The following is a 26187-nucleotide window of genomic DNA, read 5'->3' on the forward strand; positions in this document are numbered from 1 at the left end:
GGCGGTAAATGATTCTTCGCCCTTTCATGCAGGACGCTCCGCCTTCCTATCCTGACCTCGGCCTGTCCGAAATCGGTGGCATGCCCGCCGCCGATCTTTTGCTGCTGACGGTCAACAACCGCCTGTCGCGCCGGCTCACGCTCGAGCTGGCCGGCCTGTTGCGCCAGGAACGCCAGGTCAGCGAGTTGCCCCGCATCCTGCCGCTGTCCGCCTGGCTGGCCGAGTCCGCCAACGAACTGGCATTCGAGGACGACCAGGACGTACCCGCCTACCGTCTCGACGGTTTCGCCACCCAACTGGTCTGGACCGAGGCCATTCGCGCCGAAGAGGCCGAGCGCGTGCTGCTCGACGCGAGCCAGGCCGCGCGCCTGTCTATGGACGCCGACCAACTCATGGACGAGTGGGCGCTGCGCGTACCGTCCGGCGCCGACACCGACGAATACCGCGGTTTCGCCCGTTGGCGCGAACGCTATCGCCAGGTCCTGGCCGCCATTGACGCCGAAGACGCCAACCAGGGCTACGCCCGCGTGCTGCGGGCGCTCGAAGACGGCCGCCTGGCCGTGCCCGGCCATCTGGTCCTGGCCGGTTTCACCGATATGTCGCCGCGTTTTCGGCGCCTGCTGCGGGCGTTCGAGGAACAGGGCTGCCTGATCGCGCAATGGCGCGACACGCAGCGCGCGCCCGCCGAGCCGCGTCGCTACGAAGCGCCGGAGCAGGGCGCCGAATGGCGCGCCGCGGCCGAGTGGGCCGCCAGCCAGTTGAAGCGCCATCCCGCCGGCCGCTACGCCATCGTCTCGCCCCAGCTCGAAGCCGAATCGCCGTTCGCGCGGCGCGTCCTCAGCCAGGCGCTGGCGGGCCATGATGGCGCGCCGGCGTTCGCGTTCAACGTCGCGGTCGGCCGTCCGCTGGACGAATGGCCGCTGGCGCGCGCCGCGCTGGCCTGGCTGCGCGCGCTGGCCGAGTGCGCAGCGGGCAAGGGGTGCGGCGTCGAAGTGCTGGGCGCCGCGCTTCTGGCGGGCCACTGCGCGGGCGACGTCAGCGAACGCGCCGGCATGGCCGCTCTCGACACGCGCTGGCGCCGCCGCGGCCAGATCCACCTGTCCGCGATGGAATGGCGCAAGCAACTGTCGCAGTTGCCGCCGTTGGCGCAGGCCTGGGACCAGGCCATGGGGATCTGGACAAAGGGGGGCACGCACGCCACCAGCGATGTCTGGATGCTGCGCATGAAGGCGGCGCTGACGGCGCTTGGCTTTCCCGGCGAGGGCGCGCTGGACAGCGTCGGCTATCAGGTACTGGGCGCGCTAGGCGAGGCGCTGGGCGGCTTCTCGGCGCTGGCGCCAGCCGCCGGCAAGCTGGGCGGCGTGGCCGCGGTCAACCTGCTCCAGAGCGTGGCGCGCTCGGCCGCATTCCAGCCGCAGCGTGATCCGCTGGCGCGGCTCGACGTGCTGGGCCTGCTGGAAGCCGAAGGCGGTTTCTGGGATGGTATCTGGATGTTGGGGCTGACCGACGATGTGCTGCCGGCCTCGCCCAAGCCGAACCCGTTGCTGCCGCTGGCGGTATTGCGCCAGGCCAATGCGCCGCGCGCCACGCCCGAGCGCGAACGCGAGTGGGCCGAAGGCATATACGCGGCGCTGTGCCGCTGCGCGCCGCAGGTCATCGTCAGCCACGCGCACATGGACGGCGAACGCGAGTTGCGGCCGTCGCCGCTGATCGCCGCGGCTGCCCTGACCGATTGGCGGCCCGCGCCGGCCGCGGCCGTGTCCGCCTTGCCGCAGGAAACCCTGGACGACGCGCAAGGCCCGCCCCTGGCATCGGACGACCGTGGCGGCGGAGGCCTGGACGTGCTGGATACGCAGGCGCGCAATCCGCTGTGGGCGTTCGTGCGCCACCGGCTGGGCGGGCGCGAACTCGCGGCCTATGCCGACGCGGCCAGCGTGAACGTGCGCGGCCAGTTCCTGCACAAGGCATTGGAACTGGTGTGGGGCATGCTGCCCGACCAGGAGGCGTTGCACGACACGCTGGCCGGCGGCCGCTTGCCGGTCTTGCTGGAGCAGGCGGTGGCGCAGGCCGCCGAGGAAGAACTGCAGCAGTATGCGCCGGCGCTGAAGGAACTCGAATGCGCCCGCGCGCTGACGGTGCTGGCATCGTGGCTGGACCTGGAAGCCCGGCGGCTGCCGTTCGCGGTGGCGCAGGTCGAGAAGAACCACGAATGGCGCCATGGCGCGCTGCACCTGAAACTGCGGCTGGACCGCATCGACACGCTGGCCGACGGCCGCAATGTCATCCTCGACTACAAAACCGGCGTGGCGGCGGCCAAGCCCGAGCCCGATTGGTCGCGCAGCCGCCCGGTGAACGTGCAGTTGCCGTTCTATGCCTCGGTGCTGGCCGATGCCGCCGGTGGCGAGGTGGCCGGCCTGGTGCTGGCCCAGATCCATGCGCGCCAGGTGGCGGCGCAGGGGTTGGCCGACGAAGACCTGGGCATGGAAGGCGTGACGCTGGCGGCCGAGAGCAAGTACTTCGACGGCCTTTCCTGGCCCGAGATCCGCCAGCGCTGGCGCGCCGCGATCGAGTCGCTGGCCGACGAGTACGTGGCGGGCCACGCCGCCAATGTCGCTTACCGGCGCGACGACCTGAAATACTGCGATGCGCTGCCCTTTCTGCGCTTGCACCTGGACGATGAGGACGCCTGAGCCATGGCCGATGTCGAACGCCAGCCCCAGGACCACGCCGCGCGCGCGGCCGCGCTGGACCCCGCGCGCTCGTTCCTGGTGCAGGCCCCCGCCGGGTCCGGCAAGACCGAGCTGCTGACCGACCGCATCCTGGCGCTGCTGGCCACCGTCAATCGCCCCGAGGAAATCGTCGCCATCACCTTCACGCGCAAGGCCGCGTCCGAGATGCATGCGCGCGTGCTGAGCAAGCTGCGCCGCGGCCTGGACGCGCCGCCCGAGGCCGCCCACGAACGCCGCAGTTGGGAGCTGGCGCGCGCCGCCCTGGCGCGCAACGACGAGCAGCAGTGGCATTTGCTGGAGCACCCGGCGCGCCTGGCGATCCGCACCATCGACTCGTTCTGCGCCGGGCTGGTGCGCAGCATGCCCTGGCTGTCCGAACTGGGCGGCATGCCCGAGATCACCGACGACGCGCGCGCGCACTACGAGGCCGCGGCCCGTGCCACGCTCGATCTGGCGGACGACTACGACGCGGTGCGCATCCTGCTGCAGCACATGGACGTGGACGTACAGGCCGCCAAGGACGCCATCGCCGACATGCTGGGGCAGCGCGACCAATGGCTGCCCCTGCTGCGCCACGGCTCCGACCGCGAGGCTCTGGAAGAAACCCTGGCCGAGGCCATTGGCGAGGATCTGGACGCGCTGTGCGAGGCCATGCCATATGGTTGGGCCGAAGCCCTGTCCGGTCCGGCGCGCCTGGCAGCGGCCCAGTTGCAGGATGGCGGCGAAGACGACCGGCTGGCGGCGCTGCGCGACTGGACCGATGAACTGCCGGCCGACGCCGAGGTGCTGGAGCAGTGGCGCGCCGTCGCGCATTTGCTGCTGACCAGCGCCGGCTCGCTGCGCAAGACGGTCAACAAGAACCTTGGCTTTCCCGCCAAGTGCGCGCACAAGGAGCCTTTCGTCGCCTGGCTCGAGAGCGCCGATGGCGATGCCGCGTGGGTGCGGCGCCTGGCCGCCGTGCGCGATATCCCCGCGCCGCAATTGAGCGATGCCCAATGGGAAGTGCTGGGCGCGCAACTGATGACGCTGACCCTGGCCGTGGCGCAACTGCGGCTGCGTTTCGCCGATACGGGCGAGGTCGACTTCATCGAGATTTCGCAGCGCGCCGCCGCGGCGCTGGGCAGCGCCGACGATCCTGGCGAACTGCTGCTCAAGCTGGATGCTTCCATCCGTCATCTGCTGATCGACGAATTCCAGGACACCAGCCAGACGCAGCTCGACCTGTTGCGCACGCTGACCGCCGGCTGGCAGGCGGGCGACGGCCGCAGCCTGTTCCTGGTGGGCGACCCGATGCAGTCGATCTACCGCTTCCGCAAGGCGGAAGTAGGGCTGTTCCTGGAAGTGGCGGAGCAGGGCGTGGGCGAATTGCAGCCGGGGTTTCTCAACCTCACCGACAATTTCCGCTCGCAGGCCGGCATTGTGGAATGGGTCAACCAGTCGTTCTCGCAATTGCTGCCCAAGCGCAGCGACGCCGCCGCGGGCGCCATCAAGTACAGTCCGTCCAGCGCCTTCCACGAGGCCTTGCCGGAACCGGCGGTGCGTTTCCATCCCGCCTGGTCGCGCGCCGGCGCCGCGTCGGCCGAAGAGCAGGCCGAGGACATCGCCGTCGGCCTGGTGCGGCAGGCGCTGGCCGAACACGCGGGCAGCAAGCACCCGGTCGCCATCCTGGTGCGGGCCCGTAGCCATCTGGGCAACCTGACCCGCCGGCTGGCGCAGGAAGGTATCCGCTGCCGGGCGGTGGACCTGGTGCCGCTGGCGTTGCGGCCCGTGGTGGCGGACCTGGTGCAGTTGGTGCGGGCCTTGTCGCATCCGGGCGACCGGCTGGCGTGGCTGTCGGTGCTGCGCGCGCCGTTCTGCGGCCTGACGCTGGAGTCGTTGCAGCGCCTGTTCGGCGGCGATCATGTGACGCCGGTGCCGGTGTTGCTGGAACGGTTGCTGCGACCGGCGCCGGTGCAGGCCGCGGCGTCTCCCTTGCTTTGCGCGCCGGCGGTGCGCCAGGGATCATTGTTCGACGCTGTCGCGCCCGAGGCCGCCCCGCCTTCGGCCGCAACCCTGCTGCGTCCCGATGAGTACGCGCGCCTGCGGCAAGTGGCGGCGATATTGCTGGACACGCGCAACGCCTCGGGCGCCATGCCGTTCGCGGCCTGGGTCGAGACGTTGTGGCGCCGCCTGGGCGGGCCCGCGCTCTACAGCGGCCCCTCGGTGGCCAACGATGCCGAAAGCCTGTTCCAACTGGTCGAGCGCCTGGCTCCCCATGGCGCCATCGATGCGGCCGCGCTGGACGCCGGCATTGCGCGCCTGTTCGCGGCGCCCGACGCGGCCGATGAAGAGGCCGCGGTCGAGATCATGACCATGCACAAGTCCAAGGGCCTGCAGTTCGAAACCGTCATCCTCTACGGACTGCATCGCGCCCCGCGCGGCGACCAGCCACCGCTGGTGCGCTTCGAGCAAAGCGGCGGACGGGTGCTGTTCGGGCCGGTCAAGCCGCGCGCCGAAACCGAAGCCGACCCGGTATCGCGCTATCTCGGCGCGCGCGAGGCGCGCCGCGCTTCCTACGAAATCGACCGCCTGCTGTACGTGGCCGCCACCCGTGCCCGCAAGCGCCTGCACCTGGTGGGCCACGTCACCATCGACGACGCCACCGGCCAGGCCAGGACCCCGCCATCCGCCAGCCTGCTGGGCCGCCTCTGGCCGTGCCTGGCAACACCCGTGCCGCCCGCGACGGAAGGCGACAACGCCGAACCCCGCGACGACGGGCCCGAATGGCAGGGCGAACCCCTGCGGCGCGTACACAGCGATGGCCTGGCCCAATTGGCGCGCCTGGCCGACGTCGCCATCAGCCCCGGTTTCGCCGCTGCCGCGCGCGGCGCCTGGGGCGACAGCGCGGAGCACCCCGCCTGGCAACTCGAATCCGGCTACGATGCCGCCATCGGCACCCTGGCCCACGCCTGGCTGGCCCGCATCGGCCAGGACGGCATCGCGGCCTGGCCGGCCGACGCCCTGGCCCAGCGCCTGCCCGCCATGCGCCGCCAACTGACCCGCGCCGGTATCCCCGCCAGCCAGGCCGACGCCGCCGCCGAAGCCGTCCTGGACACGCTGCAGTCCACCCTCGCCGACGACCGCGGCCTCTGGCTCCTCTCCCAATCCGGCGCCCGCCGCGAATGGCCCCTCATCGACGCCGCCGGCAAGGTCTCCGTGATCGATCTGGCCCTGAGCACCGAAGACGGCTGGCTGATCGTCGACTACAAGACAGGCCGCCCCCAATCCAGCGAATCCCCCGACGCCTTCGCCCAGCGCATGCGCCAACGCCACGCCGACCAGCTCCTGCGCTACTGCGCCCAAGTCACCGCCCTGGACGGCCGCAAGGCCCGCGCCGCCCTCTACTTCCCCCGCGCCCGCGCCTGGATCGACCTGTAGCTCCCGCACTCCCCAACCAAGCCAAAGTAAGCCAGGCAGCGAAGCAGCCAACGCCGCCCCAGGCAAAGCAAAGCAAGCCAAAGCAAAGCAAGGCAGCGCAAAGCAAGGCAGCGCAAAGCAAGGCAGCGCAAAGCAAGGCAAAGCAAAGCAAGGCAAAGCAAAGCAGCGCAAAGCAAGGCAAAGCAAGGCAAAGCGAAGCAAGGCAAAGCAAGGCAAAGCAAAGCAAGGCAAAGCAAGGCAAAGCGAAGCAAGGCAAAGCAAAGCAAGGCAAAGCGAAGCGAGCCGCCAAGACAAGCGAAGCAAAGTCTTCCCCCCTCCCCCTCGGGGGGAGGGCCGGGGAGGGGGCGCACATACAGCCCCCCGGGGCCCGCCAAGCAAGAGGCTAGCCGAGCGAGCAACGCGAAGCTCTGCTAGAATCTTGCTTGGCGGGCCCCTTCGCATGGTTCGACGGTGAACCTGGTCAGGTCGGGAACGAAGCAGCCATAGTCGTTTAGGGTCAGTGCCGGAGTAAGGCTCGCCAACCGGTTTCTCAAAGGGGACGGGGTTGTTTTCCAAGGGGATTTCCCCGGAAGATGATTCCGTCCCTTTTGCATTTCGCGCCGGTAACCGCATAGGCGCTTGCAAAGGCTCTACAATCCCGCCATGACTTATCTGGTACTGGCCCGCAAGTGGCGGCCGCGATCGTTCGATACCCTCGTGGGACAGGATCACGTGGTGCGCGCGCTCACGCATGCGCTCGACACCCAGCGCCTGCATCATGCCTGGCTGTTCACTGGCACCCGCGGCGTCGGCAAGACTACGCTGTCGCGCATCCTGGCCAAGTCGCTCAACTGCGAAACCGGCATCACTTCCAAGCCCTGCGGCGTCTGTCGCGCCTGCACCGAGATCGACGCCGGCCGGTTCGTCGACTACCTCGAGCTGGACGCGGCCTCCAACCGCGGCGTCGAGGAAATGACCCAGTTGCTGGAGCAGGCCGTCTACGCGCCGGGCGCGGGCCGCTTCAAGGTCTACATGATCGACGAAGTGCACATGCTCACCGGGCACGCGTTCAACGCGATGCTCAAGACGCTGGAAGAGCCGCCGCCGCACGTCAAGTTCATCCTCGCCACCACCGATCCGCAGAAGATCCCGGTCACGGTGCTGTCGCGCTGCCTGCAATTCAATCTGAAGCAGATGCCGGCGGACTCCATCGTGGGCCACCTGCAGGCGGTGCTGGGCGAGGAACAGGTCGGCTTCGAAGTGCCGGCCCTGCGCCTGATCGGGCAGGCCGCGTCCGGCTCAATGCGCGATGCGCTGTCGCTGACCGACCAGGCCATCGCGTACAGCGCTGGCAACCTGACCGAAGACGCCGTGCGCGGCATGCTCGGCACCATCGACCAGCGCCACCTGGTGCGCCTGCTGGACGCGCTGTCCAGCGGCGATGCCAAGGGCGTGCTGGCGGTGGCCGACGAACTCGCCACGCGCGGCCTGTCGTACGCCGGCGCGCTGGCCGACTTGGCGGTGCTGCTGTCGCGCGTCGCCATCGAGCAGCGCGTGTCCGGCGCGATGCCGGCCGAAGACCCGCTGGCGGCCGACATCGCCCGCCTGGCGCAGACCCTGCATCCCGACGCGGTGCAGCTGTTCTACTCGGTGGCGGTGCACAGCCGCGGCGAACTGACCCTGGCGCCGGACGAGTATGCCGGCTTCATCATGGCCTGCCTGCGCATGCTGGCGCTCAACGGTGATGCCGGTCCGCAGACCGCCATCGAGGCGCCCGCCACGCCAGCTCGCCAGACCGCCGAACCCGCCGTGGCTGCAGCGCAGCCGCCGCAAGCGGCGCCGGTCGCCGCCGCGCCGGTGGTGGATCGCGTCGCACCCGTGGCACAACCGATTGCGCCTGCGCCGGCCCCCGTGGCGACAGCCCCTGCGCCGTTCGCACCCGCGAGCGCGCCGCAAGCGAACGTCGCGCCGGTTCCAGCCGCCGCGCCGGCTGCTGTCGCGCCCGCGCCGGCCGCAGCCGCCCCGGTTGCGGACCTCGCCGCCGCGCCCGCCCAGCCGGTTGCTGCCAGCGTGCCGCCTTGGGAAGATGCTCCGACCGCCGCCGGCTCCGTCCAGGCTGCCGTCGACGCCGCTGCCCAGCCGTCGTCCCCCGTGAATACCGCCGTGCCGAGCGTGCCGGCGATGGCATCGCCCGTTGCCGCGCCCGCCGTCGCGGATGCGCCTGCCACGGACGCCTCCGCCACCCCGGCGCCCGCCAAATCGGCCCCGCTGGCCGTGACGCCGGTGGCCGCCACGGTCGCACCGGCCGCCGATGACGACGGCCCGCCGTCCTGGGTCGACGAGGAAATCCCGTTCGAGGCCGAAGGCGGCTTCGTGCCGGATGGCGGCTTCACGTCGGACCCCGACGACGATTTCGAAACCCTGGCCAGTGCACCCTCGTCGGCGCCCGCGCCCTCGGCGGCGCCTGTCCGGCGCGAAAGCGCGCCTGCGGCGCGCAAGCGCCAGTCGCGAGCCCGCCTTGCCGACATGACCGCCGCCGCCTGGCCCGAGTTGGCCGCACGCCTGCCGGTCACCGGCCTGGCCGCCGAACTCGCGCGCCAGAGCGAATGGGCTGGCGTGCAGGGCGATGCCATCATCCTGCGCGTGGCGGTCAAGACGCTGGCCGAAAGCGAAAGCCGCGTGCGCTTGCAGACCGTGCTGTGCGAACACTTCGGCCAGGGCATCCGGCTGGACGTGGACGTCGGCGCCGTGGGCGAAGCCACGGCCCACGCCGTGGCACAGGCCGAGCGCGCGGCGCGCCAGCAGGCCGCCGAGGACGCGGTCGCCGTCGATCCCTTCGTGCAGGCGCTGGTGGCGGACTTCGGCGCCCATGTCGTGGCCGGCTCGATCCGCCACGTCGACTCTCCTTCCGCCGCCGCGTAACGCGCCGGCAAATCCCTACATTCCCTCGTTCAAGGAAGCTCCATCATGATGAAAGGACAACTGGCCGGCCTGATGCGCCAGGCGCAGCAGATGCAGGAAAACATGAAGAAGGCGCAGGACGCGCTGGCCGAGATCCAGGTCGAAGGCGCCTCCGGCGGCGGCCTGGTCAAGGTCACCATGACCTGCCGCCACGATGTCAAGCGTGTCGAGATCGATCCGTCGCTGCTGGCCGACGACAAGGACATGCTGGAAGACCTGGTCGCCGCTGCCTTCAACGACGCGCTGCGCAAGGCCGAAGCCACCTCGCAGGAGAAAATGGCGTCCGTCACCGCCGGCATGCCGCTGCCCCCGGGCATGAAGCTGCCGTTCTGATCGAACGTCCCGGCCGCCGCCGCCCCGGGCGGCGCGGCCTTTGCCGTCCGCACGTTGCCGTTGTGTCATGGATCCTCTACTGCCCGAACCCGAACCGCTGGTCTCGCTGATCGAGGCGCTGCGGCGCCTGCCCGGTGTGGGCGTGCGTTCCGCGCGGCGCATGGCCTATCACCTGTTGCAGCACGATCCCCAGGGCGCCGACATGCTCGGGCGCGCGTTGGCGGGTGCGGTGCGCGACCTGCGCCACTGCTCGCGTTGCAACAGCTTCGCCGAAGAGGATGTGTGCGCCACCTGCGCCAATCCCAAGCGCGATCCCTCGCTGCTGTGCATCGTCGAGACGCCGGCCGACCAGAATATGATCGAGTCCAGCCACGGCTATCGCGGCCTGTACTACGTGCTGATGGGACGCGTCGCGCCGCTCGAGGGCATCGGCCCGCGCGAGCTCGATTTCGACCGCGTCATCCGCCGCGCCACCGACGGCGTGGTGCAGGAGGTCATCCTGGCCACCAACTTCACCGCCGAAGGCGAGACCACCGCGCATTTCCTGGGCGAGGCCCTGGGCGAGCGCGGCTTGCGGGTCACGCGCCTGGCGCGTGGCGTGCCGGCCGGCAGCGAGCTGGAATACGTCGACGCCGGCACCATCGCCTGGGCGCTGATGGAGCGCAAGACCACTTGATACCCAAGCCACGATAGTCCGCCGGCAACGTACCGGCGGACATTGGAAGAACGGCCCGTCCGCGCGGCGCGGCCTCCACGAGAGGAAGACAACCAACATGTCAGCCCTGACCGGCCTGAAGGTCCTGGAACTCGGCACGCTCATCGCCGGCCCGTTCGCCGCGCGCATCTTCGGCGAATTCGGCGCCGACGTCATCAAGGTGGAAACGCCGCATGGCCCCGACGGGACCGGCGGCGGCGACCCCATCCGCAGCTGGCGTCACTTGCACGAAGGCAATTCGCTGTGGTGGACGGTGCAGGCCCGCAACAAGCAATCCATCGCCCTCAATCTCAAGCATCCCGAGGCCCGCGAGATCGCCCGCAAATTGGCGCTGGACGCCGACGTGGTGGTCGAGAACTACCGGCCCGGCGTGTTGGAAAAGTGGGGCCTGGGCTTCGAGCAGTTGCGCGCCGTCAACCCCGCCCTGATCATGGTGCGCCTGTCCGGCTACGGCCAGACCGGCCCGATGAAGGACCAGCCGGGCTTTGGCGCCATCGGCGAATCCATGGGCGGCCTGCGCTACGTGTCGGGCCACCCGGACCGCCCGCCGCTGCGGGTCGGCATCTCGATCGGCGATTCGATCGCCGCGCTGCACGGCGTGATCGGCGCGATGATGGCGCTGCGCCACCGCGACGCCACCGGCGGCCGCTGGAACGGCGTGCAGGGCGAAGGGTGCCAGGCGGGGCAGGGCCAGATGGTCGACGTCGCCCTGTACGAGGCCGTCTTCAACATGATGGAAAGCCTGGTGCCCGAATACGACGTGGCCGGAGTGGTGCGCGAGCGCACCGGCGGCGCGCTGCCCGGCATCGTGCCGTCCAACACCTACACCACGCGCGACGGCCAGAACATCGTGATTGCCGGCAATGGCGATGCGATCTTCCACCGCCTGATGCTGGCCATCGGCCGCGAGGACCTGGCCTCGGACCCGGACCTGGTGCGCAACGATGGCCGCGCCCGCCGGGTCGCCGAGATCGATGGCGCCATCCAGCAATGGTGCGATGGCCGCGGCATCGAGGAAGCGCTCAACACGCTGAAGGCGGCCGACGTGCCGGTCGGCAAGATCTACAGCGTGGCCGACATGTTCACGGACCCGCAGTTCCTGGCGCGCCGCATGATCGAGCAGCACCACTTCGCCGATGGCAGTCCGGTCAAGCTGCCGGCGGTGGTGCCCAAGCTCTCCGAAACTCCGGGAGGCACACGCTGGATCGGTCCGTCATTAGGGGAACATACCGAGGAAGTCCTGAAATCGCTGGGGTATGATTCAGCGGCTATCGACAAGCTGGCGCAGACCGGCGCTATCGGTATTCCCGCACCCAAGGAGACAACACATGTCAGTCACACGTCGTGATTTGCTCAAGATGGCCGGCGCCGCCGGCGTCATGGGCATGGCCCCCGCCATCGTGCGCGCCCAGAAGCTGGAAAAGACCAAGGTCCAGATCGCGGTGGGCGGCAAGCCCCTGATCTACTACCTGCCGCTGTCCATCGCCGAGGCCCGCGGTTACTTCAAGGACGAGGGCCTGGACGTCTCCATCGCCGACTTCGCTGGCGGCTCCAAGGCCCTGCAGGCCGTGGTGGGCGGCAGCGCCGACGTGGTTTCGGGCGCGTTCGAGCACACGCTGTCCATGCAGTCCAAGGGCCAGGCCTACCGCGCCTTCGTGCTGCAGGGCCGCGCGCCGATGATCGGCGTGGGCGTCTCCAAGAAGAACCTGCCCAACTACAAGGGCCCGGCCGACCTCAAGGGCAAGAAGATCGGCGTGACCGCGCCGGGTTCGTCCACCAACATGGTGGTCAGTTTCTTCCTGGCCAAGCATGGCCTGAAGGCGTCGGATGTCTCCATCATCGGCGTGGGCGCCGGCGCTGGCGCGGTCACAGCCTTGCGCAGCGGCCAGATCGACGCCATCTCCAACACCGATCCGGTGGTGTCGATGCTGGAAATGCCGGGCGACATCGAGATCATCGTCGACACCCGCACGCTCAAGGACACCCAGGACATCTTTGGCGGCAACATGCCGGCCGGTTGCCTGTACGCACCGCAGGCATTCATCGACGCCAATCCCAATACCGTCCAGGCGCTGACCAACGCCATGGTGCGCGCCGACAAGTGGATTCAGAAGGCCGGCCCCGACGAAATCGCCAAGGTGGTTCCCGAGACCTATCTGCTGGGCGATCCTGCGGTGTACAAAGCCGCCATCGGCAAGAGCCTGCAAGGCCTGTCGCCCGATGGCCTGATCCCCGAGGACGGCCCGGCCACCGCGCTCAAGGCCCTGGCCGCCTTCCAAGCGGACTTCGACAGCGCCAAGATCGACGCTTCCAAGGTCTGGACCAACGACTTCGCGCGCCGCGCCAACGAGAAATACCCCAATGGCTGAAGCTGCGCTGTCGCTGGAAAATATTAGCTGCACCTTCGTCTCCCGCGACGACCGCTCGCAGCGCTACACCGCCGTCAGCGACACCAGCCTGGCCATCGCGCCGGGCGAGTTCGTGTCGGTGGTGGGCCCCACGGGCTGCGGCAAGTCCACCCTGCTCAACGTCAGCGCCGGCCTGCTGGCGCCGTCGTCGGGCCAGGTCAAGGTGTTTGGCCAGCCGCTGGCGGGCATCAATGCGCGCGCCGGTTACATGTTCCAGGGCGAGGCGCTTCTGCCCTGGCGCAGCGCCCTGGACAACGTAGTGGCGGGCCTGGACTTCGCCGGCGTGCCGCGTGCCGAGGCGCTGGAGCGTGGCCGCGACTGGATGCGCCGCGTCGGCCTGAGCGGCTTCGAAAGCCGCTATCCGCACCAGATGTCGGGCGGCATGCGCAAGCGCGCCATGCTGGCGCAGACGCTGATCCGCGATCCGGACATCATCCTGATGGACGAACCGTTCTCCGCGCTCGACATCCAGACGCGCCAACTGATGGAAAACGAGGTGCTCGACCTGTGGATGGCCAAGCGCAAGGCGGTGCTGTTCATCACCCATGACCTGGACGAGGCCATTGCCATGAGCGATCGCGTGGTGGTGCTGTCGGCCGGGCCGGGCACGCATCCCATCGGCGAATTCGCCATCGACCTGCCGCGTCCGCGCGACGTGGCCGAAGTGCGCAACAACCTGCGCTTCGTCGAGTTGCACGCGGCCATCTGGGCCGTGCTGCGCGAGGAAGTGCTCAAGGGCTACGCCCAACAACAGAAGCGGGCCTGAGGCCCATGCCTGATCCAGGCCGCGCCCGCTTCCCCACGAACAGGCCCTGACCATGTCCAAGTCGTTCAAACCAGGTTCCGCCAGCCTGCGCTTCTGGCAGTTGCTGCTGCTGGTCGTCATCCTGGGCGCGTGGCACTTTGCCTCGCGCGATTCCAAGGTGGCATTCTTTTTCGGCGAACCCCTCAAGGTGTGGGGCCGTATCTGGGCCTGGTTCGTCACCAATGCCGACATCTACTCCCACTTGTGGGTCACGCTCACCGAAACGGTGCTGGCCTTCTTCATCGGCACCATCGCCGGCCTGGCCTTCGGGCTATGGCTGGGGTTGTCGCCGCGCGCCAGCGCCATTCTCGACCCTTACATCAAGGCGGCCAACTCGATGCCGCGCGTGATCCTGGCGCCGATCTTCGGCATGTGGTTCGGGCTCGGCATCTGGTCCAAGGTGGCGCTGGCGGTGACGCTGGTGTTCTTCATCGTCTTCTTCAATGTCTACCAGGGCGTGCGCGAGGTCAGTCCGACGCTGTTGGACAATGCCCGCATGCTGGGCGCGCGCAAGCGCCAGTTGCTGCGCCATGTCTATCTGCCGTCAGCCACCAGTTGGGTGTTCTCCAGCCTGCACACCTCGGTCGGCCTGGCGTTCGTGGGCGCGGTGGTGGGTGAATACCTCGGTTCGGCCAGCGGCGTGGGATACCTGATCCTGCAAGCCGAGGGCACCTTCGACGTGAACACCGTGTTCGCGGGTATCGTGGTGCTGACCGCGTTCGCACTGGTGCTGGACTATATCGTCGGCGTCGGCGAAAAGCGGCTGATGAAGTGGCAGCCCAAGTCGGGCGAGACCGAGAAGCTGTAGCCGCCGCCGCGCCGTTCAGGCGCGCAGCACGCGCTGCGCCCGCAGCCAGGCGGTGAGGCTGTCGAAGGCGTCCTTGGCGCCGCGCAGGGCCTGCGCCTGCTGGCCACGGGCGCTGTCGTCCAGGTAGCCCAGGAAATCCTTCCACAACGGGCCAGTGTCGTCGCCGTAGCCGCGCAGATAGCGCAGCGGCAGCGGCGGCACGGCGTCTTGCAGCCGCTTGGCCAGAAAGCGGCCGCCCAATTGCGACCCTTCCACCACGTAGGCCACGCCCAGCGCATAGGCATCGGCCGCCTGCGGCATGGGGACGTCGCGGCATTGCGGCACCGGCGCGGCGTCGCCCGCGGCCAGCAGGTCGGCGCGGATCAGCGCGCTCTTGCCGGCGCGGGTCGCGGCCCGCAGGCCCGCCGGCCATGGCAGCCGCCACAAGGGTTGTTCCACCGGTTCGAGCCAGCCCAGCAGGGCACGCAGATAAGCCAGATAGCGGGTCGGGTCGAGATCGGCGGCGGTCAATGCCAGCCCCTGATCCAGGGTCTCATGGCGGTCGCGCGTGCCGTCGCGCAGCACCTGGTGCACGGGCGAGATCATGCGGATTCCTGCTCGGGGGGCGAAGGCAGTCGCAGCGACCAGCAATGTGCCTGCCGCTCCAGGCGCCAACCCGCCTCGCCGGCCAGCGCGTCAACGTCCGCCGGGGTGAACAGGCCCGGCGCCGCCGGCGCCTGCGTTTGGGCGGGCAGGCGGAAGTGCCAGGCGGCGGGGTCGGCGGCGTCCAGTTCCAGTTCGGCGCCTTCCGGCAGCCAGGGCAGCAGGCACAGGACGCAAGCCATGAGCAGATAGCGCGAGGTGAAAGCCGGCAACTCGATCGGCGCCGGCGCATCGGGCCAGCGCACGCCGCGTTTGGACCACTTCAACTGCGAAAACAGCAGCTTGCGGCATTCCCGCAGCAGTGCCGCCGCGGGCATCATGGCGCCGTTGTCGTCGAGCCATTGGTCCAGCCCGCGGATCACCGTCACACTGTCTTCCAGCATCTGCTGCAGCTCGCCAGCCAGGCGCTGGGTGCGCTGCCGCAAGGCTTCGGCGTCGGCGTTCTCGGGGGGCTGGCCCAGCATGGCGGTCGCCAGAGTGGCGTTGGACAGGGGCGCGATGGCCTCGTGCCGCAGGACCGGAAAGATCTGCGCCAGCACTTTGAAACGCACACCCTGCGCGCTCAAGGCGGTATTGGAGAGGGGGGCGTGCATCGGCCGCCTCAGCCGGCTTGCCGCAGCACGGTCAGCAACGCATCGGGATCGGCGGGTTTTTCGATCCAGTCGTCGAACAGGCTGGCTGCGTCCTCGTGCCGCTCGTGGCGCGCCAGGCCGCTCAGGGCGTAGATGCGGGCGCCGGCGTTACGCGCGCGCAGCCGCCGCGCCAGTTCATAGCCATCCATGTCGGGCAGCAGGATGTCGACCAGGACCGCCTGGGGTTCGAAGTCCACGGCCTGCGCCAGCGCGTCTTCGCCGTTGCCGGCGCAGCGCGTCTCCAGGCCGGACATGGCCAGGAATTCGGCCAGCAGTTCCGAGCCCATTTCGTTGTCGTCGACCAGCAGGACGCGTATCGTGCGCGCTTCGTTCAATGAAGTCTCCAGGATTCAGGGGGCTTGCGGCGCGTCCATGTCGCGCGGCAGGGTGACAGTGAAAATGACCAGGCCGTCGCGGCAGGCGACGGCGATCTCGCCGTCATGATCGCGCACCACTTGCTCGGCAATATACAGGCCCAGTCCCAGGCCGGTGCGGTTGCGCGATTGGCCCAGCGATTCCGGCTTGAAGGGCGAGAACAGGTGCGCCATGACGTCGTCGGGGATCGGCGCGCCGTGATTGGCCACGACCAGTTCGATGGCATCGTCCACCAGGCGGGCCGCCACGCGGATCGGCATGCGCGGCGCGCCATGCTGGCGCGCGTTGCTCATCAGGTTGGTGACCACCTGGGCAATGCGGTCGGTGTCGGCCATCAGGCGCAGCCCGGGCGTGATGTCGGGTTCGATCAGCAGGCCGGGATAGGCCTGGCGCTTTTCGTCGATCAGGCCGTTGAGCAATTCGGACAGGTGGCATTCGCGCTTCTCGATGCCCAGTCCCATGCCGCCCTGCAGGCGCGACAGGTCCAGCACCTGCGAGATCAGCCGTTGCATGCGGCCGCTGGAATAGCGGATGCGCTCGCCCATGCGCGCGCCGGAATCGGTCTTGGACAGCAGCGTGGCCGCCATCGAGATGGATTGCAGCGGGTCGCGCAGATCGTGGCCCAGCATGGCCAGCAGGGCGGTGCGGGCGCGGTCGACGTCGGCGGCGCGGCTGGTGGCGATGTGCGACAGCTCGTCGCGCAGGTTGTCGACCGATTCCAGTTCGGGCGCCAGCCATGGCGCGCTGGTGTCGCGCACGACCTCGCGCCAGGCCTCGAACGAGCCGCGCGGCGTCAGGCGCGGCCCGAGGGTGCCCACCGCATACTGCTTTTCGGGCTTGCCGCCCCAGACCAAGGTTTCGATCTGCTCGCGCCGCAACCAGATCAGCCAGCCGTTGTTCATCGGATCGAACTTGCAGGCCAGCAGGCCGGCATAGGGCACCAGGTCGGTCTGCAGGCCGGGATAGTCGCGGGCGATGTTGTCGGTGTGCACCAGCCGCTGGCCGCTCTGGTCCAGCGCGCACAGGATGCCGGCGAGCTCCCCGCGCGGCGCGATCCCGCCGAACACCGTCACGCTGTTGCCCCACAGGCATAGCGCGGCGTCGTTGGGCACCAGCGCGGCGGGCGTGTCCGGCGTGCCGGACAGCGCCTGGTGCACGTTCTCGGATTTCGATACGCGTTCGGCCAGGCGGCTGACCAGGGCGGCGCTGTGGCGCGCCTGTTCGGCGCGCTCACGGCCTTCGATATTGGCGAGCGCCGCCGACAGCACCTGCGCCAGCGCTTCGCAGGCCAGCCGGGCTGGATAGGGGATCTGGCGCGGCGCGTGGTGATGACAGGCGATCATGCCCCACAGCCTGCCGCCCAGTATCAGCGACAGGCTCATCGAGGCGCGCACCCCCATGTTGGCCATGTACTCCAGATGGACCGGCGAAACGCTGCGCAGCACGGAAAAGCTCAGGTCCAGCGGCGCCGGCGCCGGTCCGTCCTCGCCCAGCACGCGCACCGGCTGGTACAGTCCATCGGCGATCTGGCGCAGGGTATTCACGGTGTAGAGGCGGCGCGCCTGGGCAGGGATGTCGCCGGCCGGATAGCGGCGCCCGATCCAGTCTTCCAGGGTGGCGTCGCCGCGCCGCTCGGCCACGATTTCGCCACTGTCGTCGGGATGGAAGCGGTAGGCCATGACCCGGTCGAAACCGGTGGCGCGCTGCACCTCCTGAACGGTGTGGTCGAGCAGGCCGGCGATGTCGCGTTGCGATCGGATCCGTTCGATGCCGCGATAGATGCGCGCCGGATCGGCAATGCCGCCGGCGTCGTTGCGGCGCTCGAATTCGATCAGTGTCAGCGCGTCGGCGTTGCGATGGGCGATGACGTCGTAGATATGCGTGCCGAGCGTGATGGCGAGCGGGTCGAAGACCGGCTCGGCGCTGGCCAGCCAGCCCGGCAGCAGGTGCGCGAGTTCGGGCGGCAGGGCGCCCGGCGCGCAGCGGCGTCCCAGCGCCAGCGGCACGCCCAGGATCTGCGGCGCATTTTCGCTGGCATAGCGCAGCACGCCGTCGCCGTCGAATGCGAGCAGCGCGCCCAGGGGCTGGATGGCGCCTGGCACGTGGATCGGTTCGCTATCGCAGTTGGCGAGCGTCACCGGCGGGTGCGACTGTGGGGGCGCATTCATTCTAGGCGGGTCCTGGAGGTGCGCTATGTTCTGTCATTATGTCAAAGTTCTTGCGAATGTGTGCATTTGCAGCGCCCGGTCTCTTGGCCTGGGCCGGACTCAGGATCTTCGCTTTAACCCCTATGGAGTTTTCATGGCACGTCTTCCCTACGCCGATCTGTCCCATCCCGAGGCGCGGCCGCTGGTCGAGCGCATCGTCGCCGAGCGCGGCAGCGTGTTGCACTTGTACCAGATGCTGCTGCACAGCCCGGCCGTGGCCGGTGGCTGGCTCAACTACCTGACGTCCATCCGCCAGTTGTCGACCCTGCCAGGCGATATTCGTGAGCTCGTCATCATGCGGGTGGCCGCGGTCAACGGCGCGCCCTACGAAGCCGACCAACATGCGCCGATCGCGCTGAAAGAGGGGGTGTCGCAGGCCCAGTTGGACGCCTTGCCCGACTGGGAGGCGTCGACGCTGTTCAGCGAGCGCGAGCGCGCGGTGCTGGCCTACACCGATGCCATGACGCGTCAGGTGCAGGTGCCCGAGGCGGTGTTCCAGGCGGCTCGCGCTGCCATGGGGTCGGAAAAGCTGATCGTCGAGCTTACCGCCACCGTCGCGGCCTACAACATGGTGTCACGCTTCCTGGAAGCGTTGCAGGTGCATTCGCACGACCATCGCTGAATGCCCGGCCGGGCGCGCGGCCGGGGGGAACGTTCAGGCGCGCTGCGCCTCGATCAGCGCGTCCAGCTTGATGGCGTCGGCCACGAAGGCGCGGATGCCTTCGGCGAGCTTGTCGCTGGCCATGGCGTCGTCATTGAGCTGGGTGCGGAACGCCACTTCATCCGAGGCAACGCGGGGGATGCCGCCGCCCACTGCATCGGCGCGCAGTTGCGCCGGCGCGTCGCCCTCGGTCTGCGACAACTGGGTCAGCAGTTCGGGGCTGATGGTCAGCAGGTCGCAGCCCGACAGCGCCAGGATCTGGCCGACGTTGCGGAAGCTCGCGCCCATGATCTCGGTGGCGATGCCGAAACGCTTGTAGTACTGATAAATGCGGGTCACCGACTGCACCCCGGGGTCACGCGCGCCGGCGTGGTCGGCGTCGACCCAGGCGGCGCCGGCGGCCTTCTTGTGCCAGTCGTAGATGCGGCCGACGAAGGGCGAGATCAATTGCACCTGGGCGTCGGCGCAGGCCACCGCCTGCGGCAGCGAGAACAGCAGCGTCAGGTTGCAGCGCACGCCCTCGGCCTGCAGCGCGCGGGCCGCCTGGATGCCTTCCCAGGTGGACGCGATCTTGATCAGCACCCGTTCGCGCGGCACGCCGGCGGATTCGTATAGGGCGATCAGGGCGCGGGCGCGCTCGATGGTGGCGCGGGTGTCGAACGACAGGCGCGCGTCCACTTCGGTCGAGACACGGCCGGGCACGATGTCCAGGATGGCGCGGCCAAAGGCAACCAGCAGGCGATCCATCAATTCGGGCGTGGGGGCGCCGCGGTGGTCGCGCGCGGTCTTTTCCAGCAGCGGGCGGTAGGCGTCCTGCTGCACGGCCTTCAAAATAAGGGACGGGTTTGTGGTGGCGTCGGTGGGACGCAGCGCCTTCATCGCTTCGAAATCGCCGGTGTCGGCGACGACGGTGGTGTGATTGCGCAGGGCGTCAAGTTGGCTGGACATGGACAATACGGCTCGCAGCATCAGGGTTGAAGGTGCTTTAGCGTATCACCGAGCCGCCGGCGGCGCTGTCACCGTTGGTAGGCCGGCGGCGGGCCATGATCGGCCTGGCGCGGTGGCCGAAATCTCCGATCTCAGCCTTATTTGGCGCGGTTCCCCGGGAAAAACGGCCGCTCAAGGTATAATTCCAAGGTTTGATTATCGATTCTAAAACCGGGGTTTACTGTGCTGCCGCAACTCTTTCCCGAGGGGATCAACCGCTTCCCTCCTGCAATTCTGGCTCTGGCGGACGGTACCATTTTTCGAGGCGTGTCGATCGGTGCGCCTGGCCATACCGTCGCCGAAGTGGTGTTCAACACCGCGATGACCGGGTACCAGGAAATTCTCACCGATCCCAGCTACAGCGGCCAGATCGTCACGCTGACCTATCCGCATATCGGCAACACCGGCGTCAACGCCGAGGACGTCGAGGCCAACCGTGTCTACGCCGCCGGCCTGGTGGTGCGTGACTGTCCCGCCCGCGTGTCGAACTTCCGTTCCACGCAATCGCTGCCCGAGTACCTGTCCGAACAGGGCATCGTCGCCATTTCCGGCGTCGACACCCGCAAGCTGACCCGCATCCTGCGTGAAAAGGGCGCCCAGGGCGCCTGCATCTTCGTCGGCACCGATGCCGACCGCGCCGTCGAACTGGCCCGCGGCTTCGCTGGCATGGCCGGCCAGGACCTGGCCAAGGTCGTGTCCATCAAGGACACCACCACCTGGAACCAGGGCACCTGGCAACTGGGCGAAGGCTACACCCAGCCCGACCAGTCCAAATTCCATGTCGTCGCCTATGACTTCGGCATCAAGTCCAACATCCTGCGCCTGCTGGCCGATCGCGGCTGCCGCCTGACGCTGGTGCCGGCCCAGACCAGCGCCGAGGACGTCCTCAAGCTCAATCCCGACGGCGTGTTCCTGTCCAACGGCCCCGGCGACCCCGAGCCCTGCGACTACGCCATCGACGCCACCCGCGTGTTCCTGGACAAGAAGCTGCCGGTGTTCGGCATCTGCCTGGGCCACCAGATCATGGGCCTGGCCGTCGGCGGCAAGACGCTCAAGATGAAGACCGGCCATCACGGCGCCAACCACCCGGTGCAGGACCTGGCCTCCAAGCGCGTCTTCATCACCAGCCAGAACCACGGATTCGCGGTCGACGCGGCCAGCCTGCCGGCCAATGCGCGCGTCACGCACGTCTCGCTGTTCGACGGCACGCTGCAGGGCTTCGAGCTCACCGACCGTCCGGCCTTCTGCTTCCAGGGCCACCCCGAAGCCAGCCCCGGTCCGCACGACATCCTGGAGCTGTTCGACAAGTTCATCAGCCTGATGTCCGGCCAAAAGTAAAGATTGCATCATGCCCAAGCGTACAGACCTAAAAAGCATTCTCATCATCGGCGCCGGCCCCATCATCATCGGGCAGGCCTGCGAGTTCGACTATTCCGGCGCGCAAGCGTGCAAGGCGCTCAAGGCCGAGGGTTACCGCACCATCCTGGTGAACAGCAACCCCGCGACCATCATGACGGACCCGGAAACGGCCGACGTCACCTACATCGAGCCCATCACCTGGCAGGCCGTCGAAAAGATCATCGAGCGTGAAAAGCCCGATGCGCTGCTGCCCACCATGGGCGGCCAGACCGCGCTGAACTGCGCGCTCGACCTGGCGCACCACGGCGTGCTGAAAAAGCACAACGTCGAACTGATCGGCGCCAACGAGCACGCCATCGAAAAGGCCGAGGACCGCCAGAAGTTCAAGCAGGCCATGACCGACATCGGCCTGGAATCGGCCAAGTCGGGCGTCGCCCACAGCATGGACGAAGCCTGGGAAGTGCAGCGCCGCATCGCCGCGGAAGTCGGCACCTCGGGCTTCCCCGCCGTGATCCGCCCCAGCTTCACCATGGGCGGCTCGGGCGGCGGCATCGCCTACAACGCCGAAGAATTCGAAACCATCTGCCGCCGCGGCCTGGAAGCTTCGCCCACCAGCGAGCTGTTGATCGAAGAGTCGCTGCTGGGCTGGAAGGAATTCGAGATGGAAGTGGTTCGCGACAAGGCGGACAACTGCATCATCGTCTGCTCCATCGAGAACCTGGACCCCATGGGCGTGCACACCGGTGACTCCATCACCGTGGCGCCGGCCCAGACGCTGACCGACAAGGAATACCAGATCATGCGTAATGCATCGATCGCGGTGTTGCGCGAGATCGGCGTGGACACGGGCGGCTCGAACGTGCAGTTCGCGGTCAACCCCAAGAACGGGCGCATGATCGTCATCGAGATGAACCCGCGCGTGTCGCGTTCGTCGGCGCTGGCGTCCAAGGCCACCGGTTTCCCCATCGCCAAGGTCGCCGCGCGCCTGGCCGTGGGCTACACGCTGGACGAGCTCAAGAACGAAATCACCGGCGGCGCCACGCCCGCCTCGTTCGAGCCGTCGATCGACTACGTGGTCACCAAGGTACCGCGTTTCGCCTTCGAGAAATTCCCCACCGCCGACGCGCGCCTGACCACCCAGATGAAGTCCGTGGGTGAAGTCATGGCCATCGGCCGCACCTTCCAGGAATCGTTCCAGAAGGCGCTGCGCGGCCTGGAAGTCGGCGTCGACGGCCTGAACCAGAAGACCACCGACCGCGAAAAGCTGCAGGTCGAGCTGGGCGAGCCCGGTCCGGAACGCATCTGGTACGTGGGCGACGCCTTCGCGCAGGGCTTCACGCTGGACGAAGTCCACAACATCACGCACATCGACCCGTGGTTCCTGTCGCAGATCAAGGAAATCGTCGACATCGAGCTGGCGCTCGAACAGAAGACGCTTTCCGACCTGGATCAGGCCACGCTGTGGGAATTGAAGCGCCGCGGTTTCTCCGACCGCCGCCTGGCGTTCCTGCTGGACACGGTTGAATCGGAAGTGCGCAAGCTGCGCCACCAATTGAACGTGCGTCCGGTCTACAAGCGCGTGGACACCTGCGCCGCCGAATTCGCCACCCGCACGGCCTACATGTACTCCACCTACGAGGAAGAGTGCGAAGCCGCGCCCACCGACCGCAAGAAGATCGTGGTGCTGGGCGGTGGCCCGAACCGCATCGGCCAGGGCATCGAGTTCGATTATTGCTGCGTGCATGCCGCGCTGGCGCTGCGCGAAGACGGGTTCGAGACCATCATGGTCAACTGCAACCCGGAAACCGTCTCCACCGACTACGACACGTCCGATCGCCTGTACTTCGAGCCGTTGACGCTGGAAGACGTGCTGGAAATCGTCCACAAGGAAAACCCGGTCGGCATGATCGTCCAGTACGGCGGCCAGACCCCGCTGAAGCTGGCGCGCGCGCTGGAAGCCAACGGCGTGCCGATCATCGGCACCAGCCCGGAATCCATCGACATCGCCGAAGACCGCGAGCGCTTCCAGAAGCTGTTGAACAAGCTCGGCCTGCGCCAGCCGCCCAACCGCACGGCCCGCACCGAAGCCGAGGCCCTGGCCCACGCCGCCGAGATCGGCTACCCCCTGGTGGTGCGTCCCAGCTACGTGCTGGGCGGCCGCGCCATGGAAATCGTGCACGAGCAGCAGGATCTCGAACGCTACATGCGCGAGGCCGTGAAGGTCAGCAATGACTCGCCCGTGCTGCTGGACCGCTTCCTGAACAACGCCACCGAAGTCGACGTGGACTGCCTGGCAGACGGCGAAACCGTCTTCATCGGCGGCGTCATGGAACACATCGAGCAGGCCGGCGTGCACTCGGGCGACTCCGCCTGCAGCCTGCCGCCGTACTCGCTGTCGGCCGACGTCATCGCCGAGATCAAGCGCCAGACCTCCATGATGGCCAAGGCCCTGAACGTCAGCGGCCTGATGAACGTGCAGTTCGCCATCCAGGGCGGCGACGTCTACGTGCTGGAAGTGAACCCGCGCGCTTCGCGCACGGTGCCCTACGTGTCCAAGGCCACCGGCCTGCAACTGGCCAAGATCGCCGCGCGCGCCATGGCCGGCCAGACGCTGGCGGCGCAGGGCATCACCCGCGAAGTCGTGCCGCCTTACTTCTCGGTCAAGGAAGCCGTTTTCCCGTTCGTGAAGTTCCCGGGCGTGGACACCATCCTCGGCCCGGAAATGAAGTCGACCGGCGAAGTCATGGGCGTGGGCACCAGTTTCGGCGAAGCCTTCGTCAAGTCGCAGTTGGCCGCCGGCGTGCGCCTGCCTGAATCCGGCACGGTGTTCATCAGCGTCAAGAACCAGGACAAGCCCCGTGCCGTGGAAGTGGCGCGCGGCCTGCACGCCCTGGGCTTCAAGCTGGTGGCCACCCGCGGCACCGCCGCCGAGATCGAAGCGGCCGGCATCCCGGTGCAACTGGTCAACAAGGTCACCGAAGGCCGTCCGCACATCGTCGACATGGTCAAGAATGGCGAGATCGCGCTGGTCATCAACACCGTTGAAGAGCGCCGCAACGCCATCGCCGATTCGCGTACGATCCGGACGCAGGCGCTGGCCGCGCGCGTGACCTTCTTCACCACCATCGCCGGCGCCCGCGCGGCCGTCGAAGGCATGCAATACCTGCGCCAAGGCCTCGGCCTGCAGGTGTACCCGTTGCAGGAACTTCACGCGTCTTTGCTGGACAAATAGTGCTTGGGCGCGCAGAGGGCGCGCTTCAAGTGAGTCAAGGACAAAGGAATGAAGTGGTTCATTCTGGCGTTATTCATCGTGTGCGCCACGGTAGTCCACTACCGTGGCCGCATACGACATCGATTCTCGCGGCAAGCCCTGGATCACTCCACCTTCACGGCGCCGCTGAATTGTTTCATGTACGCGTTCTCCAGCGTACCCAACAAGCCCTATCTCGACCTGGACCAGTTTCCGGAACTGAAGGTGCTGCTGGAACGCTGCGACGATATCCGGGCCGAAGCGGTCAGCCTGTACGGAGACGGCCACATCAAGGCCTCGGACAAATACAACGACGCGGGCTTCAACTCGTTCTTCAAGACGGGCTGGAAGCGCTTCTACCTGAAGTGGTACGACGCCGAGCATCCGTCGGCCGAGGCGCTGTGTCCGATCACGACCAAGCTGCTGGCGGGCATCCCGACCATCAAGGCCGCGATGTTCGCCTCGCTGCCGCCGGGCAGCCGCCTGCCGCGCCACCGTGACCCCTACGCCGGTTCGCTGCGTTTCCACATGGGCCTGATCACGCCGAACAGCCCTGACTGCTACATCAATGTCGATGGCCAGGACTATTACTGGCGCGATGGCGAGGCGGTGGTGTTCGACGAGACCTTCATCCATTACGCCGAGAACAAGACCGACCAGAACCGCATCATCCTGTTCGCGGACGTCGAGCGGCCCATGCGCTACCGCTGGGCCCAGGCGTTCAACCGGGTTGTCGGCGGCTTCCTGTTGCGCGCGGCGGCCGCGCCCAACCAGGAAGGCGACGCCACCGGCGGCATCAACCGAATCTTCGGCGCGGTGTATGCGGTGCGCCGTTTTGGCAAGGCGCTCAAGAAGAAGAGCAAGCCGCTCTACTACCTGTCCAAATGGGCGCTGGTGGCGGCGATCTTCGCGCTGATCTTCCTGTAAATCCGGACGCCGGCATTCCTGTAGCATAGCGGGCGGAGCCTCTCTTGCGAGAGGCTCCGCATTTTTCATCCGACCCGGGTTCCGCTTTCATGGACAGAGTTTTCATTACCGGCGCCAGCAGCGGCCTGGGCCGCGCCCTGGCGCAGCGCTACGCCGCCGGTGGCGCCACGCTGGGCCTGCTGGGCCGGCGCGAGGACGCGCTGCGGGAACTGGTTGCCAGCCTGCCAGGGCAGCACCGCTGCTACGCCGTGGATGTGCGCGATCGCCAGGCGCTGCACGCGGCGGCGCGGGACTTCATCGCGTTTTGCCAGGGGCGGGTGGACGTGGTCATTGCCAGCGCCGGCATCAGCGCCGGCACGCTGACCGGGCAGCACGAGGACTACGAGGTCTTCAAGGCCATCGTCGACACCAACCTGCTGGCGACCGTGGCGACCTTCGAACCTTTCGTCGAACCGATGCGGGCGGCCGGCGGCGGCCGGCTGGTCGGCATCGCCAGCGTCGCCGGGGTGCGCGGCCTGCCGGGCGCGGGCGCCTACAGCGCGTCCAAGTCGGCGGTGGTGACCTACTGCGAAAGCCTGCGGCTGGAGCTATGGGGCGATGGCATTCGTGTCGTCACCATCGCGCCGGGCTACATCAAGACCGCGATGACCGCGCACAATCCGTACAAGATGCCGTTCCTGATGGACGCCGACAAGTTCGCGCAGCGCGCCCAGGCGGAGATCGGGCGCGGCACGTCGTACACGGTGATCCCGTGGCAGATGGGCGTGGTGGCGAAACTGATGCGCCTGCTGCCCAACGCGGTCTATGACCGGCTGGCGCGCAACGCGCCGCGCAAGCCTCGCCAGGCGGACAAGGGCGGCTGAGCCGGCGTGGCCGGGGGCCGGGGGGGGCGCGGCGGGTGTGGGGGGGGGGTTGTCGGGGGCCGGCGGGGGGGCGGGGGGGGGGGGGGGGGCTGTGTTCGTGCTCGTCCTGGAGCTGTGCGGCAGGGTGGG

The 26187-nt window shown here is 68.2% G+C and carries 19 protein-coding genes and 1 other RNA gene; 15 read left to right on the forward strand and 5 right to left on the reverse strand.

Translation table 11 applies throughout. The features are described 5' to 3' along the window. Positions 1-26: 26 nt before the first annotated feature. The 10 genes from AC6LKG_RS20390 to AC6LKG_RS20435 all read left to right on the forward strand — a co-directional run bounded on the left by AC6LKG_RS20390 (position 27) and on the right by AC6LKG_RS20435 (position 14155). Positions 27-2690 carry a PD-(D/E)XK nuclease family protein gene (locus tag AC6LKG_RS20390; RefSeq protein ID WP_498167461.1) on the forward strand — a complete coding sequence of 888 codons (2664 nt, stop codon included), beginning with the start codon at positions 27-29 and terminating at the stop codon, positions 2688-2690. A gap of 3 nt (positions 2691-2693) precedes the next feature. Beyond that, positions 2694-6146, forward strand: a complete 3453-nt coding sequence (locus tag AC6LKG_RS20395; protein WP_498167464.1) for a UvrD-helicase domain-containing protein — start codon at positions 2694-2696, stop codon at positions 6144-6146. 424 nt (positions 6147-6570) lie between these two features. Beyond that, positions 6571-6668: signal recognition particle sRNA small type (gene ffs, locus AC6LKG_RS20400), an RNA gene on the forward strand. A gap of 120 nt (positions 6669-6788) precedes the next feature. Next, positions 6789-9047 (forward strand): DNA polymerase III subunit gamma/tau, encoded by a 2259-nt coding sequence (dnaX, locus tag AC6LKG_RS20405; RefSeq protein ID WP_498167466.1) that lies wholly within the window; start codon positions 6789-6791, stop codon positions 9045-9047. 45 nt (positions 9048-9092) lie between these two features. Continuing rightward, positions 9093-9419, forward strand: a complete 327-nt coding sequence (locus AC6LKG_RS20410) for a YbaB/EbfC family nucleoid-associated protein (RefSeq protein ID WP_006385500.1) — start codon at positions 9093-9095, stop codon at positions 9417-9419. A gap of 67 nt (positions 9420-9486) precedes the next feature. Next, positions 9487-10095, forward strand: a complete 609-nt coding sequence (recR, locus tag AC6LKG_RS20415; protein ID WP_006385499.1) for a recombination mediator RecR — start codon at positions 9487-9489, stop codon at positions 10093-10095. Between the two features lie 97 nt (positions 10096-10192). Then, positions 10193-11482, forward strand: coding sequence for a CaiB/BaiF CoA transferase family protein (locus AC6LKG_RS20420; protein ID WP_498167469.1), 1290 nt, complete (start codon positions 10193-10195; stop codon positions 11480-11482). Beyond that, on the forward strand, positions 11463-12503 hold the full coding sequence (locus tag AC6LKG_RS20425) for an ABC transporter substrate-binding protein (protein WP_498167472.1): 1041 nt from the start codon (positions 11463-11465) through the stop codon (positions 12501-12503). The genes AC6LKG_RS20420 and AC6LKG_RS20425 overlap by 20 nt, the downstream gene beginning before the upstream one ends. Next, entirely contained in the window at positions 12496-13308 is an 813-nt protein-coding gene (locus tag AC6LKG_RS20430; protein WP_498167475.1) for an ABC transporter ATP-binding protein, read from the forward strand. Before AC6LKG_RS20425 ends, AC6LKG_RS20430 begins: the two co-directional genes overlap by 8 nt. 52 nt (positions 13309-13360) lie before the next feature. Beyond that, positions 13361-14155: an ABC transporter permease gene (locus AC6LKG_RS20435; protein WP_498167476.1), complete on the forward strand. Its 795-nt coding sequence runs from the start codon at positions 13361-13363 to the stop codon at positions 14153-14155. Positions 14156-14170: 15 nt separating this feature from the next. Here the strand turns inward: AC6LKG_RS20435 and AC6LKG_RS20440 are convergent, their stop codons facing one another. Genes AC6LKG_RS20440 through AC6LKG_RS20455 form a run of 4 tightly spaced genes read right to left on the reverse strand, consistent with a single transcriptional unit; the run spans position 14171 to position 17972 of the window. After that, positions 14171-14740, reverse strand: coding sequence for a biliverdin-producing heme oxygenase (locus AC6LKG_RS20440; RefSeq protein ID WP_498167477.1), 570 nt, complete (start codon positions 14738-14740; stop codon positions 14171-14173). Beyond that, positions 14737-15390 (reverse strand): hypothetical protein, encoded by a 654-nt coding sequence (locus AC6LKG_RS20445; RefSeq protein WP_498167478.1) that lies wholly within the window; start codon positions 15388-15390, stop codon positions 14737-14739. Before AC6LKG_RS20445 ends, AC6LKG_RS20440 begins: the two co-directional genes overlap by 4 nt. 8 nt (positions 15391-15398) lie before the next feature. Continuing rightward, positions 15399-15764, reverse strand: a complete 366-nt coding sequence (locus AC6LKG_RS20450) for a response regulator (RefSeq protein WP_498167481.1) — start codon at positions 15762-15764, stop codon at positions 15399-15401. 15 nt (positions 15765-15779) lie between these two features. Next, positions 15780-17972 (reverse strand): ATP-binding protein, encoded by a 2193-nt coding sequence (locus AC6LKG_RS20455; protein ID WP_498167483.1) that lies wholly within the window; start codon positions 17970-17972, stop codon positions 15780-15782. A 133-nt stretch (positions 17973-18105) separates the two neighbouring features. On the opposite strand from AC6LKG_RS20455, the gene AC6LKG_RS20460 reads away from it, so the two are divergent. Further along, positions 18106-18633 carry a carboxymuconolactone decarboxylase family protein gene (locus AC6LKG_RS20460; protein WP_498167486.1) on the forward strand — a complete coding sequence of 176 codons (528 nt, stop codon included), beginning with the start codon at positions 18106-18108 and terminating at the stop codon, positions 18631-18633. A gap of 33 nt (positions 18634-18666) precedes the next feature. Here the strand turns inward: AC6LKG_RS20460 and tal are convergent, their stop codons facing one another. Next, entirely contained in the window at positions 18667-19620 is a 954-nt protein-coding gene (gene tal / locus AC6LKG_RS20465) for a transaldolase (RefSeq protein WP_498167488.1), read from the reverse strand. A 222-nt stretch (positions 19621-19842) separates the two neighbouring features. Here tal and carA point away from each other — a divergent pair, with 222 nt between their 5' ends. From carA to AC6LKG_RS20485, 4 genes are all read left to right on the forward strand, one after another. Continuing rightward, positions 19843-20997: a glutamine-hydrolyzing carbamoyl-phosphate synthase small subunit gene (gene carA / locus AC6LKG_RS20470; protein WP_498167491.1), complete on the forward strand. Its 1155-nt coding sequence runs from the start codon at positions 19843-19845 to the stop codon at positions 20995-20997. A 10-nt stretch (positions 20998-21007) separates the two neighbouring features. Then, entirely contained in the window at positions 21008-24250 is a 3243-nt protein-coding gene (gene carB, locus AC6LKG_RS20475) for a carbamoyl-phosphate synthase large subunit (RefSeq protein WP_498167494.1), read from the forward strand. Between the two features lie 48 nt (positions 24251-24298). After that, positions 24299-25195: a lipid A hydroxylase LpxO gene (lpxO, locus tag AC6LKG_RS20480; RefSeq protein WP_498167496.1), complete on the forward strand. Its 897-nt coding sequence runs from the start codon at positions 24299-24301 to the stop codon at positions 25193-25195. An 89-nt stretch (positions 25196-25284) separates the two neighbouring features. Further along, positions 25285-26058: an SDR family oxidoreductase gene (locus AC6LKG_RS20485; protein ID WP_498167499.1), complete on the forward strand. Its 774-nt coding sequence runs from the start codon at positions 25285-25287 to the stop codon at positions 26056-26058. Positions 26059-26187 lie beyond the last annotated feature (129 nt).

This window comes from Achromobacter sp. 46006 (genome assembly GCF_059761975.1).